General features: G+C 64.7%; 14 protein-coding genes. 11 read left to right on the top strand and 3 right to left on the bottom strand.

What is annotated here, in order from left to right:
- Window positions 1-8: 8 nt before the first annotated feature.
- The 8 genes from argB (at window position 9) to ACX80C_RS06430 (ending at window position 8,095) form a co-directional block, all read left to right on the top strand.
- Window positions 9-920, top strand: coding sequence for an acetylglutamate kinase (gene argB / locus ACX80C_RS06465; protein WP_459325510.1), 912 nt, complete (start codon window positions 9-11; stop codon window positions 918-920).
- A complete protein-coding gene (locus tag ACX80C_RS06460) occupies window positions 917-2,182 on the top strand; it encodes an acetylornithine transaminase (RefSeq protein WP_459325508.1) in 1,266 nt (421 codons plus the stop codon). Before argB ends, ACX80C_RS06460 begins: the two co-directional genes overlap by 4 nt.
- Window positions 2,179-3,126, top strand: a complete 948-nt coding sequence (gene argF / locus ACX80C_RS06455; RefSeq protein ID WP_459325506.1) for an ornithine carbamoyltransferase — start codon at window positions 2,179-2,181, stop codon at window positions 3,124-3,126. The genes ACX80C_RS06460 and argF overlap by 4 nt, the downstream gene beginning before the upstream one ends.
- Window positions 3,123-3,647, top strand: coding sequence for an arginine repressor (locus ACX80C_RS06450; RefSeq protein WP_459325504.1), 525 nt, complete (start codon window positions 3,123-3,125; stop codon window positions 3,645-3,647). The genes argF and ACX80C_RS06450 overlap by 4 nt, the downstream gene beginning before the upstream one ends.
- Window positions 3,648-3,688: 41 nt before the next feature.
- Window positions 3,689-4,891 (top strand): argininosuccinate synthase, encoded by a 1,203-nt coding sequence (locus ACX80C_RS06445; RefSeq protein WP_459325503.1) that lies wholly within the window; start codon window positions 3,689-3,691, stop codon window positions 4,889-4,891.
- Between the two features lie 4 nt (window positions 4,892-4,895).
- The gene (argH, locus tag ACX80C_RS06440; protein WP_459325501.1) at window positions 4,896-6,311 is read left to right on the top strand and encodes an argininosuccinate lyase; all 1,416 of its coding nucleotides are present in this window, start codon (window positions 4,896-4,898) and stop codon (window positions 6,309-6,311) included.
- Window positions 6,312-6,386: 75 nt separating this feature from the next.
- On the top strand, window positions 6,387-7,142 hold the full coding sequence (locus tag ACX80C_RS06435; RefSeq protein ID WP_459325500.1) for a maleylpyruvate isomerase family mycothiol-dependent enzyme: 756 nt from the start codon (window positions 6,387-6,389) through the stop codon (window positions 7,140-7,142).
- An 89-nt stretch (window positions 7,143-7,231) separates the two neighbouring features.
- Window positions 7,232-8,095 (top strand): SRPBCC domain-containing protein, encoded by an 864-nt coding sequence (locus tag ACX80C_RS06430; RefSeq protein WP_459325498.1) that lies wholly within the window; start codon window positions 7,232-7,234, stop codon window positions 8,093-8,095.
- Window positions 8,096-8,100: 5 nt separating this feature from the next.
- On the opposite strand, the gene ACX80C_RS06425 is transcribed toward ACX80C_RS06430, so the two are convergent.
- Together ACX80C_RS06425 and ACX80C_RS06420 are read right to left on the bottom strand one after the other, a co-directional pair.
- Window positions 8,101-8,601, bottom strand: a complete 501-nt coding sequence (locus ACX80C_RS06425; RefSeq protein WP_459325497.1) for a methylated-DNA--[protein]-cysteine S-methyltransferase — start codon at window positions 8,599-8,601, stop codon at window positions 8,101-8,103.
- Window positions 8,598-10,124 (bottom strand): DNA-3-methyladenine glycosylase 2 family protein, encoded by a 1,527-nt coding sequence (locus ACX80C_RS06420; protein WP_459325495.1) that lies wholly within the window; start codon window positions 10,122-10,124, stop codon window positions 8,598-8,600. The genes ACX80C_RS06425 and ACX80C_RS06420 overlap by 4 nt, the downstream gene beginning before the upstream one ends.
- Before the next feature lie 92 nt (window positions 10,125-10,216).
- Here ACX80C_RS06420 and ACX80C_RS06415 point away from each other — a divergent pair, with 92 nt between their 5' ends.
- From ACX80C_RS06415 to tyrS, 3 genes are all read left to right on the top strand, one after another.
- Window positions 10,217-10,855, top strand: coding sequence for a DNA-3-methyladenine glycosylase (locus tag ACX80C_RS06415; RefSeq protein WP_459325494.1), 639 nt, complete (start codon window positions 10,217-10,219; stop codon window positions 10,853-10,855).
- A gap of 72 nt (window positions 10,856-10,927) precedes the next feature.
- Complete coding sequence (locus ACX80C_RS06410; RefSeq protein ID WP_459325493.1) at window positions 10,928-13,180, top strand: HelD family protein; 2,253 nt, start codon at window positions 10,928-10,930, stop codon at window positions 13,178-13,180.
- 45 nt (window positions 13,181-13,225) lie between these two features.
- Window positions 13,226-14,518, top strand: coding sequence for a tyrosine--tRNA ligase (gene tyrS, locus ACX80C_RS06405; protein ID WP_459325492.1), 1,293 nt, complete (start codon window positions 13,226-13,228; stop codon window positions 14,516-14,518).
- Between the two features lie 159 nt (window positions 14,519-14,677).
- Here the strand turns inward: tyrS and ACX80C_RS06400 are convergent.
- On the bottom strand, window positions 14,678-14,896 hold a 219-nt coding region (locus ACX80C_RS06400; protein WP_459325490.1), incomplete at its 5' end, for a hypothetical protein.

Raw genomic sequence — 14,896 nt, 5'->3', positions numbered from 1 at the left:
AGGACAACATGAATTCTTTGAACACCGCACAGGACAAGGCGGCAACGCTGATCGAGGCTCTGCCCTGGATCCAGCGCTTCGCGGGCACCACCATGGTCATCAAGTACGGCGGCAACGCCATGGTCAATGACGAGCTGCGACGCGCTTTTGCCGAAGATGTCGTCTTCCTCCACCATGCGGGCATCCGACCCGTGGTCGTCCACGGTGGAGGCCCCCAGATCAACGGGATGCTGGACCGCCTCGGTATCACCTCGGAGTTCAAGGGCGGTCTCCGTGTGACCACTCCGGAGGCCATGGACGTTGTCCGCATGGTCCTGACGGGACAGGTGAGCAGGGAACTCGTCGGTCTGATCAATTCCCACGGACCCTATGCCGTCGGGCTCTCGGGTGAGGACGGAGGTCTCCTGCGGGCTGTGCGCACCGGTACGGTCGTTGACGGTGAGGAAATTGACCTCGGGCTCGTGGGCGAAGTGGTTGGAGTGAACCCGTCGGCGATCCTCGACATCCTCGAAGCAGGGCGTATCCCGGTCATTTCGACCGTCGCCCCTGAGATCGATCACGTCGGCAGCGGGACCAACCAGGTGCTCAACGTCAATGCCGACACAGCCGCCGCCGCGCTCGCCGATGCACTGCAGGCCTCCAAGCTGGTCATCCTCACGGATGTCGAGGGCCTGTATTCGGACTGGCCCGATCAATCAAGCCTGATCTCTTCGCTCACCGCCACCGAACTGCGCGAGCTTCTGCCGGGCCTTGAATCCGGGATGATCCCGAAGATGACCGCCTGCCTGAAAGCGGTCGACGGTGCAGTGGAACGCGCACACATCGTTGACGGGCGCCAGGCACACTCCATGCTGCTGGAGATATTTACGACGGCGGGAATCGGCACCCAGGTGGTACCGGACGAGGACGTGATCGCGTGAACGAAGACATAACGACGACGGGATTCACCGCGTCAGCCCTCGTTGAGCCGGCTGTAGGAGCGGAGTGGCTTCGGCGGTACTCGAACTCCGTGCTCGGCGTGTTCGGGACGCCGCAGCGTGTGCTCGTGCGCGGTGCCGGCTGCCTGGTCTGGGACGCTGACGGCAAACAGTACCTGGACCTGCTGGGCGGCATCGCGGTGAACGCGCTCGGCCATGCGCATCCCTTCGTCACGTCGGTGATCTCCTCGCAGTTGGCAACGCTGGGGCACGTCTCGAACTTCTTCACGAGCCCCACGCAGGTGGCCCTCGCCGAGAGGCTCCTGCAGCTCGCAGATGCCCCGGACGGCTCAAAGGTGTTCTTTGCAAACTCAGGCACCGAAGCAGTCGAGGCCGCCTTCAAGCTCGCACGCCGCAACAGTACATCGCCCCAAAATGGAAAACACCGCACCCGTATCCTGGCCCTTGAGGGCGGATTCCACGGCCGTACCATGGGAGCCCTGGCGCTCACGTCGAAACAGGCCTACCGTGAACCGTTCGAGCCGCTCCCGAGCGGGGTGGAGCACCTTCCCTTCGATGATGTGGACGCTCTGGAGGCCGCGGTCGATGAGTCTGTTGCCGCCGTCGTCCTCGAACCCATCCAGGGTGAGGCGGGAGTCCGCCCACTGAGCGCCGACTACCTCCAGCGGGCACGCGAACTCACCACGCAAGCGGGCGCACTGTTGATCCTCGACGAGGTACAGACCGGTGTTGGACGTACCGGACGGTGGTTCGCGCACCAGGGCAGCGGCATCACACCGGATGCCATGACCCTGGCCAAGGGGCTTGGCGGCGGCTTTCCCGTCGGAGCCCTGATCACTTTCGGCCCGCATGTCTCAGGGCTGCTGACCGCTGGTCAGCATGGCACCACTTTTGGCGGCAACCCGGTCGCCACGGCTGCGGCACTCGCAACCCTCCATGCGCTTGAGGCGGGCGCGGTCCTGCAGAGTGCCAACGACGTCGGCGCGTTCCTGCGAGAGCACCTTGCCGCCGTCGGGGGTGTGGTCGATGTCCGGGGTGACGGACTGCTCATCGGATTCGACCTCGACGGCGAGTATGCTGCGGCCGCGGTGCAGGAGGCGCTTGCGCAGGGGTTCATCATCAATGCGCCCACACCGCGCACACTGCGTCTGGCACCGCCGTTGATCCTGACCAGGAGCGAAGCGCAGGGTTTCCTCGACGCGCTGCCCGCCATCCTGACAACCGCCAAGGAGAGACCAGCATGACCCGCCACTTCCTGATTGACACGGACCTTACGCAGTCCGAGCAGACCGCGGTGCTCGACCTCGCCCTTGAGCTGAAGAAGGCGCCCTATTCGAGTGCCGTCTACGCGGGGGAGGGCGAAGGGCGCAAAACCGTTGCCGTGATCTTCGACAAGACGTCCACACGAACCCGGGCGTCGTTCGCCGCGGGCATTGCCCATTTGGGCGGCGTGCCGCTCATCATCGGTGCCGGCGAATCCCAGCTTGGCCACAAGGAGTCCATCTCCGATACGGCGAAGGTCCTTGAGCGGATGGTCGCAACGATCGTCTGGCGCACCTACGCGCAGGCAGGGCTCGAGGAGATGGCCGCTGCGTCGCGCGTGCCCGTCATCAACGCGCTCTCGGACGACTACCATCCCTGCCAGCTGCTTGCGGATCTGCTCACCATCCGCGAGCACAAGGGCACGCTGGCCGGACTCACCATGACGTATCTGGGAGATGCCGCCAACAACATGGCAAACTCCTACCTGCTGGCGGGCGTGACGGCCGGGATGCACGTCAGGATCGCCGGTCCGGAGGGGTTCCTCCCTGAGCAGCGGATCATCGACGCCGCCAACCAGCGCGCGGCCGAGACCGGCGGCTCAGTGCACGTCACCACGGACGCCGGAAAGGCCGTAGCCGGAGCCGACGTCGTCGCGACGGACACCTGGGTCTCGATGGGCCAGGAAATCGAGGACGACGCCGCGAAGGCCGCCCGGTTCGAGTTGTTCCGGCCCTACGCCGTGGATGAGGCGCTTCTGGAGCAGGCCGATTCCGACGCCGTCGTACTTCACTGCCTGCCCGCCTACCGGGGCTACGAAATTTCGGCGGGCGTGCTGGACGGGCCGCAGTCAGTCGTCTGGGACGAGGCGGAAAACCGGTTGCACGCACAGAAGGCGCTGATGGTGTGGCTCGTGGAGCGATCATGACCGTCGGGCAACCGAGCATCCAGCCGACGACGAAGACCGCACGGCAGGCCAGGATCACGGCGCTGTTGACCGCGGAGTCTGTAAAGTCCCAGTCCGAGCTTGCAGACCTTCTCGCCGACGACGGCGTGCAGGTCACCCAGGCCACCCTCTCGCGTGACCTGGTGGAACTGGGTGCCGTGCGGGTACGTGGCAAGGAAGGTGCCCTCGTCTATGCAGTGCCGGGTGAGGGTGGCGGCAGGGCTCCGCAGAGCGGGGTGACACAGGAAATCCTGGACAGCAGACTATCCCGGCTGTGCGGGGAACTGCTCGTGACAGCTGAGGCGTCGGGAAACCTTGTTGTCCTGCGAACCCCTCCGGGAGCAGCGAATTTCCTCGCCCTGGCGATCGACCATTCCGTGATGCCATCTGTGCTCGGTACCATCGCCGGTGACGACACCATCCTGCTGGTTACCCGCGACCCGGCAGGCGGCGCCGACCTGGCCGAGCGATTCCTGCGGTTTGCCCACGAAGCCGCGTCCTGAACACATTCTTTTACAACCTGACCAACAAGAGGAGCTTTGAAGTGACCGAACGCATTGTCCTTGCCTATTCCGGCGGACTCGACACATCGGTAGCCATCGGATGGATCGCGGAGGCGACCGGCGCGGAAGTTGTTGCTGTCGCCGTCGACGTCGGACAGGGCGGCGAGTCGCTGGAGACCATCCGCCAGCGTGCTCTGGGCTGCGGCGCCGTTGAAGCCTATGTGGCAGATGCCCGCGACGAGTTCGCCAACGAGTACTGCATGCCTACCCTGAAGGCGAACGCCCTCTACATGGACGCCTACCCGCTGGTGTCGGCGATCTCGCGTCCGGTCATCGTCAAGCACCTGGTGGCCGCTGCCCGCGAATTCAACGCCTCGACCGTCGCCCACGGTTGCACCGGCAAGGGCAACGACCAGGTCCGTTTCGAGGTGGGCATCCAGACCCTCGGACCGGATCTGAAGTGCATTGCCCCGGTCCGGGACCTCGCACTCACCCGGGACAAGGCGATCGCCTTCGCCGAGGAAAAGGGCCTGCCGATCGAGACCACCAAGAAGAACCCTTTCTCGATCGACCAGAACGTCTGGGGACGCGCCGTTGAGACCGGTTTCCTCGAAGACATCTGGAACGGCCCCACCAAGGACGTCTACGACTACACGGACTCGCCGGAGTTCTCCCCGGCGTCGGATGAGGTCACGATCACCTTCAAGGAGGGCATTCCGGTGGCGATCGACGGCAACGCCGTCACGCCGCTGCAGGCGATCGAAGAATTGAACCGCCGGGCCGGTGCCCAGGGCGTTGGCCGGATCGACATCGTCGAGGACCGCCTGGTCGGTATCAAGAGCCGCGAGATCTACGAGGCACCCGGGGCGATGGCCCTCATCGCCGCCCACCGCGAACTGGAGAATGTCACCATCGAACGCGAGCAGGCACGGTTCAAGAAGACGGTGGACCAGCGCTGGACCGAACTGGTGTACGACGGCCAGTGGTTCTCGCCGCTGAAGCGCTCACTCGAAACCTTCATCGACAACACCCAGCGCTACGTTTCCGGCGACATCCGGATGGACCTGCACGGCGGTCGCGCCACGGTGACCGGCCGCCGGTCCGACGTCGGACTGTACGACTTCAACCTGGCCACCTATGACACCGGCGATAGCTTCGACCAGTCGATGGCCCGCGGCTTCATCGAGATCTTCGGGCTGTCCTCGAAGGTGGCCTCGGGCCGCGATCAGCGGGCCGGGAGCTAGCACTATGACCGCTACGAACGAAGGTTCGTTGTGGGGCGGCCGGTTCTCCGGCGGCCCCGCGGACGCCCTCGCCGCACTCAGCAAATCGACCCATTTCGACTGGCGGCTTGCCCGGCATGACATCGCCGGCTCCCGGGCGCACGCGCGTGTGCTGCACCGTGCCGGACTGCTTGACGACGGCGAACTCGCCGGCATGCTCGCCGCTCTGGACGCTCTCGACGACGACGTCCGCACGGGGGCTTATGTACCGTCAGAGTCGGATGAGGACGTGCACGGATCGCTCGAACGTGGGCTGATTGAACGCGCAGGCCCGGCGTTGGGCGGAAAGCTGCGCGCGGGACGTTCGCGCAACGACCAGGTGGCCACCCTTGGCCGAATGTACCTGCGCGAGCATGCGCGCATTATTGCCGGCGGAGTGCTTGCCACGATCGATGCGCTGATCAGTCAGGCGGAAGAGCACCTAAAGGTGCCGATGCCGGGGAGGACTCACCTGCAGCATGCCCAGCCGGTGCTGCTGAGCCATCACCTGCTGGCACACGCGTGGGCGCTTCTGAGGGATGTGCAGCGCCTGACGGACTGGGACCGCCGCGCGGCTGTGTCCCCGTATGGTTCGGGTGCGCTGGCGGGGTCATCGCTCGGCCTGGACCCGGAAGCCGTTGCGACCGAGCTTGGCTTCGACTCTGCGACGCACAACTCGATCGACGGCACCGCCGGGCGCGACGTCTACGCGGAGTTCGCGTGGGTGGCGTCGATGATCGGCGTGGATCTTTCCCGGATCAGCGAGGAGGTGATCATCTGGGCAACCAAGGAGTTCTCTTTTGTCACCCTGCACGATTCCTTCTCCACCGGCTCCTCGATCATGCCGCAGAAGAAGAACCCCGACGTCGCCGAACTCGCACGTGGCAAGGCCGGAAGGCTCATCGGAAACCTGACCGGTCTGCTCGCAACCCTGAAGGGACTGCCGCTGGCGTACAACCGCGACCTCCAGGAGGACAAGGAACCGGTGTTCGACGCCGTTGACACCCTCGAGGTGTTGCTCCCCGCTGTGTCAGGCATGATTGCGACGCTGACCTTCAACACTGAGCGGATGGCGCAGCTCGCACCACTGGGCTTCGCGCTGGCCACCGATGTGGCCGAGTGGCTGGTGCGCCAGGGCGTCCCGTTCCGGGAGGCACACGAGCTTTCCGGTGCGGCGGTCAAACTCGCGGAGAGCCGCGGCGTCGAGCTATGGGATCTGAGTGATGAGGACTACGCCGGCATCTCCGGGCATCTGACGCCCGGCGTCCGGGAGGTTCTGACCGTTGAAGGGTCACTGAACAGCCGCGACTCCCAAGGCGGAACAGCCCCTGCTGCCGTGCGTCGTCAATTGGAGGCACTGCGCAACGAACTCGCCGGGCTGCGGAACGGCCTGGCGGGATAGCGTTTCGGGCTTGGCTGGGGTCAGCGGGTTAACGGTAATGTCGGGAAAACTGCCCGAGACGATGCGAGGATGCCCGTGAATACACTCCAGCCGGCCGTACCCGAGAACCTTCCAGAGCGACTGGCGGGTGCCGCACGCGACCTGCTCGCCGCGGCCGCGGGGCTCGACGACGCCGGCCTCGCAGCGCCGTCGGTCCTTCCGGGCTGGAGCCGGGCGTACGTCGTCGCGCATGTGGAGGGCGTAGCCCGCGCAATCAGCCGCCAGGTCGAGTATGCGGCCCGTGGTGAGTTGATCGCGTTCTACGACGACGGTTCCGAGGGGCGCATGCGGGACATCGAGATGCGCGCGCAGCGACCGGTGGATACCCAGCTTGAGTCGCTGACAGACGCGGTCACGCAGGCAGTCCAGGCACTCGCGGGTGTGGCTGGCGAGGAGTGGGAAGCCCGGATCTCCTACCGGGACGGCACTGTGCGGGATGGCGCGCTCGCATTGTGGCGTGAGCTTCTCATCCACGCTTCGGATCTTGGGACCAGCCGCACCTCGCTGGACTGGGACCCTGCATTCTGCCAGTATCTCTTCGGATTCCTGAGCGCGCGGGTCCCGGACGGCCTGGCGCTGTTGCTGCAGCCGCTGGGCGAACAGCCACGGACCCTCTCCAACGGTGCCGGCGCCGTGGCGCGGACCATTGTTGTGACCGGGCTGCTGCAGGACATTGCGGCGTGGCTGGCCGGACGGAAGCCGCTCGGCGGCCTGAATGCCAGCGCTGCGGCCGACGCCGTGGACCTCCCGGACCTGCTGCCATGGCCTGCCGCCGTCGCGCCCTTGAAGTAGATGGAACCCCTGCTGGCCTTATCAGCGCCGTGTCGCTGCGCTAAGTTGGAAAGCAACCAAGCACGAGCAGTACCTAAGGTGGGCGGTCGATGAAGTCCGATGTTGATCCATCCGCAGCACAGACTGTGATGCCCCTGGGCCGGATTGAGCGCCTGCGGGACGGCTACGTGCTGGCTTTCGACCGGCAATTCGACTACCCGCGGTCCTACATCTGGAACCTCCTGACAGATCCTGCGAAGGTTCGTCGGTGGCTTGGGACGTTGGAGTCAAGTTGGGAGTTGGGGAAGGAATACTCACTCGATATGGGTGGGGGTGCGAGCACAGGGACTGTGCTGCAGCTTAATCCGCCCACGAGCCTGCAGATCACGTGGGATGACGAATTGGGATTGGAATCGATCCTCGAGTGGCGGGTCCTGGAGAGCGACGGCGGTGCCCTGCTCCAGTTGAGGGCACGATCCGAGACCGCCGATTTCCTCACTGAGGGCGCCGCCGGCTGGCAGCAGATCCTGGCCGCACTCCTGGACGTTGCCGCAGGCCGGGAGCCCGAGCTGCCGGGTGATTGGGCAGCCCTGCGGGATGCCTACGCGGCGGAGTTCGGCGTGTCGAACACCATGGGCTCGCTCGAGACCGACGACGGCGTCCAGATGGTGCACTTCGATCGTCGCCTCAACTCCACGCTGCCGCTCGTTAAGGACGCGCTCACCGCCGACCCGGAGCAGCAGCCCCGCGTGGAGCAGGCCGAGGTGGACTTCACCGCCGACGGCGACTCGACAGTCCTGACCGTGCGGCATGTCATCGATGAATCCTCGGAGGCAGCGGCGCTGCTGGCCCAGTGGCACGCGCACCTGGACGCCGTTGCTGTCTCGATCAACGGCGACCAGCCGCACCTCAGTGTCCGGAAACTCCACGCACTCGAGGAGTTTTACCGGGCAACCCTGAATACCGGCCAGTAACCTGGTTAGCCGGCTGCACGTTCACGTTCCAGCAGGCTTGTCTTGACCTCCAGGCCCCACCGGAAGCCGCCGAGGCTTCCGTCGGTGCGGATCACGCGATGGCAGGGAACGAAGAGTGCAGCAGCATTCAGTGCACACGCGCCGGCTGCCGCGCGAACTGCAGCCGGCCTTCCAGCCAAGGCTGCGTACTCCGAATACGTAACGGGCCGGCCGGGCGCCACAGTCCGGAGCACATCCCAGGCGTGGCTGCGGAAAGGACCGGAAAGCTGGTGCACGGGGACGCCCTCGATCGCCGTGAGTTCGCCGTCATAGTATGCGTGGACGGCGTCCGTGATTGGCCCCAGATCATCGACGGGTTCGATCTCCGTGGCAAGCAGTGCGGGGTGAATCTGCCCAATGAGCTCCGCCGTGTCGGTTGTCCAGCCGGAGGCAAGAACCGCGCCGTCCCGCTCGATGACCGTGAAGGGTCCGTCGGGTGTGGTGATAGTGGCTGTGCGGGTGGTCATGATGCAAGGGCCTTCCTGGTTGTCTTTCGGGTGGACGCCGTGTCGGAGCCGGCGGCGGTCTTCACAGTGGTTTTCTCAGCGGCGAGCCGCCTGAGATGCATGGTTGCGTAGGAGCGCCACGGGCTGAACTGTTCCATCCAGGATGGTGCCGGACGCAGGTCCGGGGCAGCCTTGGTGAGTTTCGACCAGCCGTTGCGCACAGCGGAGTCGTTGTCGAGCTGGATGTCGGTGGCTCCCAGCACGCGCATCGCGACGTAGCGTACGGTCCATGGGCCGATTCCCGGCAGGGGCAGAAGCTTTTCGGCCAACTCGACGGGGCTGTCCTCGACTCCGATCGTCAGGGCGCCCGCGGCTAGTGCTTCCACAGCCCTAAGCAGGCTGGAGGTCCGGCGTCCGGGGCCCTTGAGCAGTGGGCGTGCACCCTCGACGAGAGCGGCAGGCGTAGGGAAGAGCCGGTCGAACCCGGGCTGGTTGAGCACCGACGGCGAACCGAGAACGCTCAGGGTGTTCAGGATGCCGGTGGCAGCGGCGACGGTGATCTGCTGCCCGATCATCGCCCGAACAAGGATTTCCTGCGGATCCATCGCGCCTGGGAGCCTGATGCCTGGAGCCACGCGGACTCTTTCGGCCATCTGTTCATTCCTGGAAAGCACCGAATCGACGGCCTCCGGATCTGCATCGAGGTCGAACAATCTGCGGATACGGGACAGGAGCACCGGCAGGTCCTTCAGCTTCTCCACCATGACCGAAACGTCCAGCACACCAGCGCCGGGACGGGCACTGAACCAGCCCTCGCCGCCCGGTAACCGGACGAGTCGCGCGTAGCTGTCCGCTGTCGCCTGCTCTACTCCCTTCACTGCACGCGCTTGCAGGAACGCGAACACGCCGTCGTCGTACGGGGGCCGGAGGGGAAGCGTCAGGTTCAGCGATGTCGGCGCGCCGCCGGAAGTCGGAGCATGCGACGTCCGCCGGCTGCGCTCACGCAGTTGAGTGGGGGAGAGGTCATACACTTCCTGGATGGTCTCGTTGAACTGCCGGATGCTGTTGAAACCGGAAGCAAAAGCCACGTCAGAGAGAGCCATGTCCGTGGCAGTCAAGAGGGCCCGCGCTGTCTGGGCGCGATAGGCCCGGGCCAGGGCGAGCGGACCGGCCCCCAGCTCCTGTCCGAGGATCCGCCCGAGTTGCCGGGTTGAGTACCCCACCCGCCGCGCCAGTCCAGGCACACCGCTGCGGTCGATCTCGCCGTCCGCAATCAGCCGCATCGCCCGGGCTGCGGTGTCGGAGCGCAAATTCCATTCCGGTGTGCCGGGAACGGCTTCCGGAAGGCACCGTTTGCATGCCCGGTAGCCTGCTTCGTGCGCCGCCGCCGACGTGGGGTAGAACCTTACGTTCGACGGCTTGGGCGTCCGGGCGGGGCAGGATGGGCGGCAGTAGATGCCTGTGGTCGCGACGGCCGTGACGAACTGCCCATCGAAGCGGGTGTCCCTCGAATCGATCGCCCGGTACCTCTGCCAAAAGTCCATTCCCCCATCCTCGCAGGCTGCGACGGGTCGCTGCCAGCGGAAATCGGACATCGCCGTCAGCGGTCCCGGACAGGTATTGATACGGTCGATCCGTGGAATCAGCCTCCGAACGCAGCCGGCTGGCGCATCCGGCCATCGACGTAGCGCCGTTACTTTTGGGTGCGCTCATTACGCACGACGACGGCGCCGATCCGGTCACCGTCCGTGTGACCGAAGTAGAGGCGTACATGGGCTCGGACGATCCCGGTTCCCACGCGTTCCGCGGGCAGACCGCCCGCAATGCCACCATGTTCGGCGGGGCCGGGCACCTGTACGTCTACTTCACCTACGGAATGCACTACTGTGCCAACGTCGTGTGCGGCGTGCCCGGACAAGCGACCGGTTTGCTGTTGCGCGCGGGCGTCGTCGTCGGCGGCCTGGAAACAGCACGACGACGGCGCGGCCACCCGAAGGCGGATCGCGACCTCGCGCGAGGCCCGGCCCGGCTCGCCCAGGCGCTGGGTATCGACCGTGAGCTCAACGGCGCCGACGTTTTCGGCGAACGTCTCCGACTCGAATTTCCCGAGCGCCCGACCGATGCTTCCACGATCGCGACCGGGCCGCGCGTCGGCGTCAGCGGTTCCGGCGGTTCCTCCTCCTACCCGTGGCGGTTCTGGCTCGCGGGCGATCCCAGCGTGTCCGTGTACCGGGCGGCGAAACCACGTGCGCGCCGGACACCGGTGGTTCCGTGACAGGCACGTTCATGGAAATTCAGTGCGCCCGGGATAGAATTGACGGTCCGCCTTGGCGAGAGGGAACGCACAATGCCTGAATTGTCTTCAGCCCACAATGAGCTGGAACACGAGCGCGCCTACGTGGCCGGCCTGTACCGGCGGCTCGATGAACTGCGCGCCGAAAAACAACGCCAACTGGACCAGGTCCGGCGGACGATTGCCGCGGGCTCACACCAGAACCGGTCCGAACGGGACGCGTTCGCCACCATGTACGAGGACCGCCTTGCGCAGTTGAACGCGGTTGACGACCGCCTGGTTTTCGGCCGCCTGGACCTCGATTCCGGTGAGGAACGCTACATCGGGCGAATCGGTCTCTCCACCGAAGACCTCCAGCAACTCATGGTCGACTGGCGGGCACCCGAAGCCGGCACGTTCTACCAAGCGACGGCTTTCGAACGGATGGGAGTACGACGACGCCGGCACCTCATCCTCTCAAGGCGGAACGTAGCAGCCATCGAGGACGACGTCCTGGATGCCTCCATGCTGACCGACTCGGGCTCCCTCCAGGGGGAAGGGGCGCTGCTCGCCGCACTGAACTCGCGACGCACCGGCCAGATGTCGGACATCGTCGGAACCATCCAGGCCGAACAAGACCGGATTATCCGCGCTCCGCTGCCTGGCGTCGTCGTCGTCCAGGGTGGTCCCGGTACCGGAAAGACGGCCGTCGCCCTGCACCGCGCGGCCTACCTCCTCTATACGCACCGGGAACGGTTGAAGTCCGCCGGTGTTCTGTTGGTGGGGCCCACTGACGCGTTCATGAAGTACATCGAGCGGGTGCTTCCATCCCTCGGCGAAACCGGCGTGGTGATGGCGAGCGTCGGCAACCTGATGCCCGGAATCCATGCCGAACCGGAGGCTGACGAGGCGGTTGCGGAACTCAAGGGCAGGCTTGAGATGGCCGCGGTGGTCAAGCAAGCTGTCGCGAACCGTCAACGCATTCCCGCGGAGAACCGGAAGCTCAACGTCGAGGGAAGCATCCTCACGCTGACCCCGCGCCAGGTGCGCCGCGCACGCGACCGGGCGCGGGCAACAGGCAAGCCGCACAATGAAGCGCGGGCCACCTTCGTGAAGATCATGCTGCGTGAACTGACCGAGCAGCTGACTGAGCAGCTGGAGGAATCGTCAGGGGCGGGCAACACGGCCGACCGTTCATACCTGGCGGAGGACGTCCGCACGTCCCGCGACGTGAGGATCGCGCTCAACCTTGCCTGGATGCCGATGACGCCGGAGAAGCTCCTTCGCGACCTCTTCAGCAAGCCGGCTCAACTTGAAGCGGCAGCCCCCCATCTGACGGAGGCCGAACGGTTCCTTTTGCAGCGCCCGGAGGACGCCGCGTGGACGGAGGCCGATGTCCCGCTGCTGGATGAGGCGGCTGAGCTGCTTGGTGAGCTGGATGCTTCGGCCGGGCGAAACGCTGCGGAAAAGGAACAGGAACGACGCCGCGACCTCGCCAATGCGGAACGCGCGCTTGAGAACGTGAGCGCTTCACTTGCTGACGCGGGCGTCGACGGCGTGCTGACTGCGGAGGCGCTTGCCGAACACAACGTGGTCACTGACGCACGCCTCACCGCCGCGGAGCGGGCGTCCGGTGACAGGACGTGGGCATACGGTCACGTTGTCGTGGATGAGGCGCAGGAACTTTCGCCCATGCACTGGCGCCTGCTGATGCGCAAGTGCCCCATCAAATCGTTCACCATCGTCGGCGATATCGCGCAGACCAGCTCCACGGCCGGATCACACTCGTGGCAGCAGGCGCTCGAACCGTTCGTGGGGGACCGCTGGCAGCTGGAGGAGCTGACGGTCAATTACCGTACGCCGGCCCAGATCGCCGAGGCCGCGGTGCGGATGGCCAACGCTGCGGGGCTCGTCGTGTCGGCGCCGAAGGCAGTCCGGGAAGGGCGCTGGGATCCGGTGGTCGACCGGGCTTCGGAGCTTGTGCCCGCTTTGCTCGACGCGCTGCCTAAGGAGCTGGAAGTTGCTGCGGACGGATTGCTGGCAGTGATTGCGCCCGTGCGGTTGATCGGCGAGGTGCGCTCCGCGGTGAGAAGTGTCTATGGCGACCGCGTGGGCCATGGTGCAGGAGGGCCGGGCCAGGACATCGTGGTGATAACCCCCCGTGAGGCCAAGGGACTCGAGTTCGACGGCGTGATCGTGTTGGAGCCCGCGGAGATGCTGAAAACCGATTCGGTCAGGGTCGGCGATTTGTATGTCGCGATGACCCGCCCAACGCAGCGGTTGCGCCTCATTGCGACCGGCGAAGTTCCAGAGGGCATTGAGGGCTGATATTTTGATTCTGTGCGTCAACCAACAGAAACTCCTGGCTCAGCCGTGACCGATCAACATAATGACAGCTCCTTCGAGACCCTCTGGCAGGAGTTGAAGTGGCGCGGTCTGGTCCACGTTTCGACCGATGAAGTGGAGCTCGAGAAGCTTCTGGCCGGTGAGCCGATCACCTACTACTGCGGATTCGACCCGACCGCGCCGAGCCTGCACCTGGGAAATCTAGTGCAACTCCTGACCATGCGGCGGTTGCAGTTGGCGGGTCACAGGCCGCTTGGTCTGGTTGGCGGGTCCACCGGTCTTGTCGGGGACCCGAAACCCTCCGCAGAACGGACCATGAACACCAAGGAAACCGTCGCCGAGTGGGTCGGTTACCTGCAGGGCCAGGTGCAGCGGTTCCTCAGTTTCGAGGGGGTCAACGCCGCGCAAATGGTCAACAACCTTGACTGGACGGCGCCCATGAGCGCCATCGACTTCCTGCGGGACATCGGGAAGTACTTCCGTGTGGGCACGATGCTCAAGAAGGATGTAGTTGCTTCGCGGTTGAACTCGGATGAGGGCATCAGTTACGCGGAATTCAGCTACCAGATACTTCAGGGCATGGACTACCTTCACCTCTACCGTGACTACAACTGCGTCCTGCAGACCGGCGGATCCGATCAGTGGGGCAACCTAACCAGCGGGACCGAGCTGATCCGGAAGGTCGAAGGCAAGTCGGTCCATGCGATCGGCACGCCCCTGATCACCAATTCAGATGGCACCAAGTTCGGCAAGAGCGAAGGGAACGCCATCTGGCTGGATCCGGCGATGACAACGCCTTACGCCATGTACCAGTTCTGGCTCAACGCTTCCGACGCCGACGTCATTGATCGGCTCAAGATCTTCACGTTCCGCAGTCGTGCAGAGATTGAGGAACTTGCCGAGGAAGTGGTGAGCCGGCCGCATCTACGAACTGCCCAGCGGACGCTTGCCTACGATGTGACTTCGCTGGTCCACGGAGTGCAGGCGACAGAGAAGGCCATTGCGGCTTCGGCGGCGCTATTCGGCCAGGGCGATCTACGGGAACTGGATGAGGGCACCCTCCTGGCCGCGACCGCCGAACTCCCGAACGCGACGGTGAGCCGTGACGCCCTCGACATCATCGAGCTGCTTGTTGCAAGCGGCCTGGCCGCGAGCAACTCGGCTGCGCGACGCACTGTTACGGAGGGTGGCGCCTACGTGAACAATGAGAAGGTCTCCGTTGCCGAGACGGCAATCAGCCCGGACAGGCTGCTGCACGGTCGGTTTTTGCTGCTTCGACGCGGAAAAAGGAACCTTGCAACTGTCGAGGTCCGGCCCTAGCCAGAGGGATTTGCACGGAACTGACTGTCCGTGTAAAGTTTTCTGAGTTGCCGCCGGTGAGTGGCAACAACCCCCTCCTAAAACCAAACGGTTCGGGCGTGCGCTGAGTGCAAAAGCCCAAAGTTCCGGTGTTTTTTGGTGGGTGGATTCGAATTTGTTTCATCGAATTCCGGCCTGGCGGCCGATTTGACAGAAAGAATTCGGATGAATTAGATTTAGTAACAACGCAGCACGGAAATGTAAATAAGAATTACGGATTATGTGAATTGCTTCTGTTGTTTGAGAACTCAATAGTGTGCCATGTTTGTTGATACCGATTGTTTTTTGATTGGTTGATTTGCTGGTCGCCTCACTTTGTGGGGTGGCTGGTTTTTTGGC

The sequence above is a fragment of the Arthrobacter tecti genome, from assembly GCF_054511355.1.
The sequence above is the reverse complement of the archived record's forward strand: the minus strand, read 5'-3'. Positions and strand labels throughout refer to the sequence as shown.

Excerpts from the sequence above, each read along its gene's own strand:
- argB (WP_459325510.1), top strand. The coding sequence starts at position 9 with ATGAATTCTTTGAACACCGCACAGGACAAGGCGGCAACGCTGATCGAG.
- argF (WP_459325506.1), top strand. The coding sequence starts at position 2,179 with ATGACCCGCCACTTCCTGATTGACACGGACCTTACGCAGTCCGAGCAG.
- ACX80C_RS06450 (WP_459325504.1), top strand. The coding sequence starts at position 3,123 with ATGACCGTCGGGCAACCGAGCATCCAGCCGACGACGAAGACCGCACGG.
- argH (WP_459325501.1), top strand. The coding sequence starts at position 4,896 with ATGACCGCTACGAACGAAGGTTCGTTGTGGGGCGGCCGGTTCTCCGGC.
- ACX80C_RS06430 (WP_459325498.1), top strand. The coding sequence starts at position 7,232 with ATGAAGTCCGATGTTGATCCATCCGCAGCACAGACTGTGATGCCCCTG.
- ACX80C_RS06425 (WP_459325497.1), bottom strand. The coding sequence starts at position 8,601 with ATGACCACCCGCACAGCCACTATCACCACACCCGACGGACCCTTCACG.
- ACX80C_RS06420 (WP_459325495.1), bottom strand. The coding sequence starts at position 10,124 with ATGGACTTTTGGCAGAGGTACCGGGCGATCGATTCGAGGGACACCCGC.
- ACX80C_RS06410 (WP_459325493.1), top strand. The coding sequence starts at position 10,928 with ATGCCTGAATTGTCTTCAGCCCACAATGAGCTGGAACACGAGCGCGCC.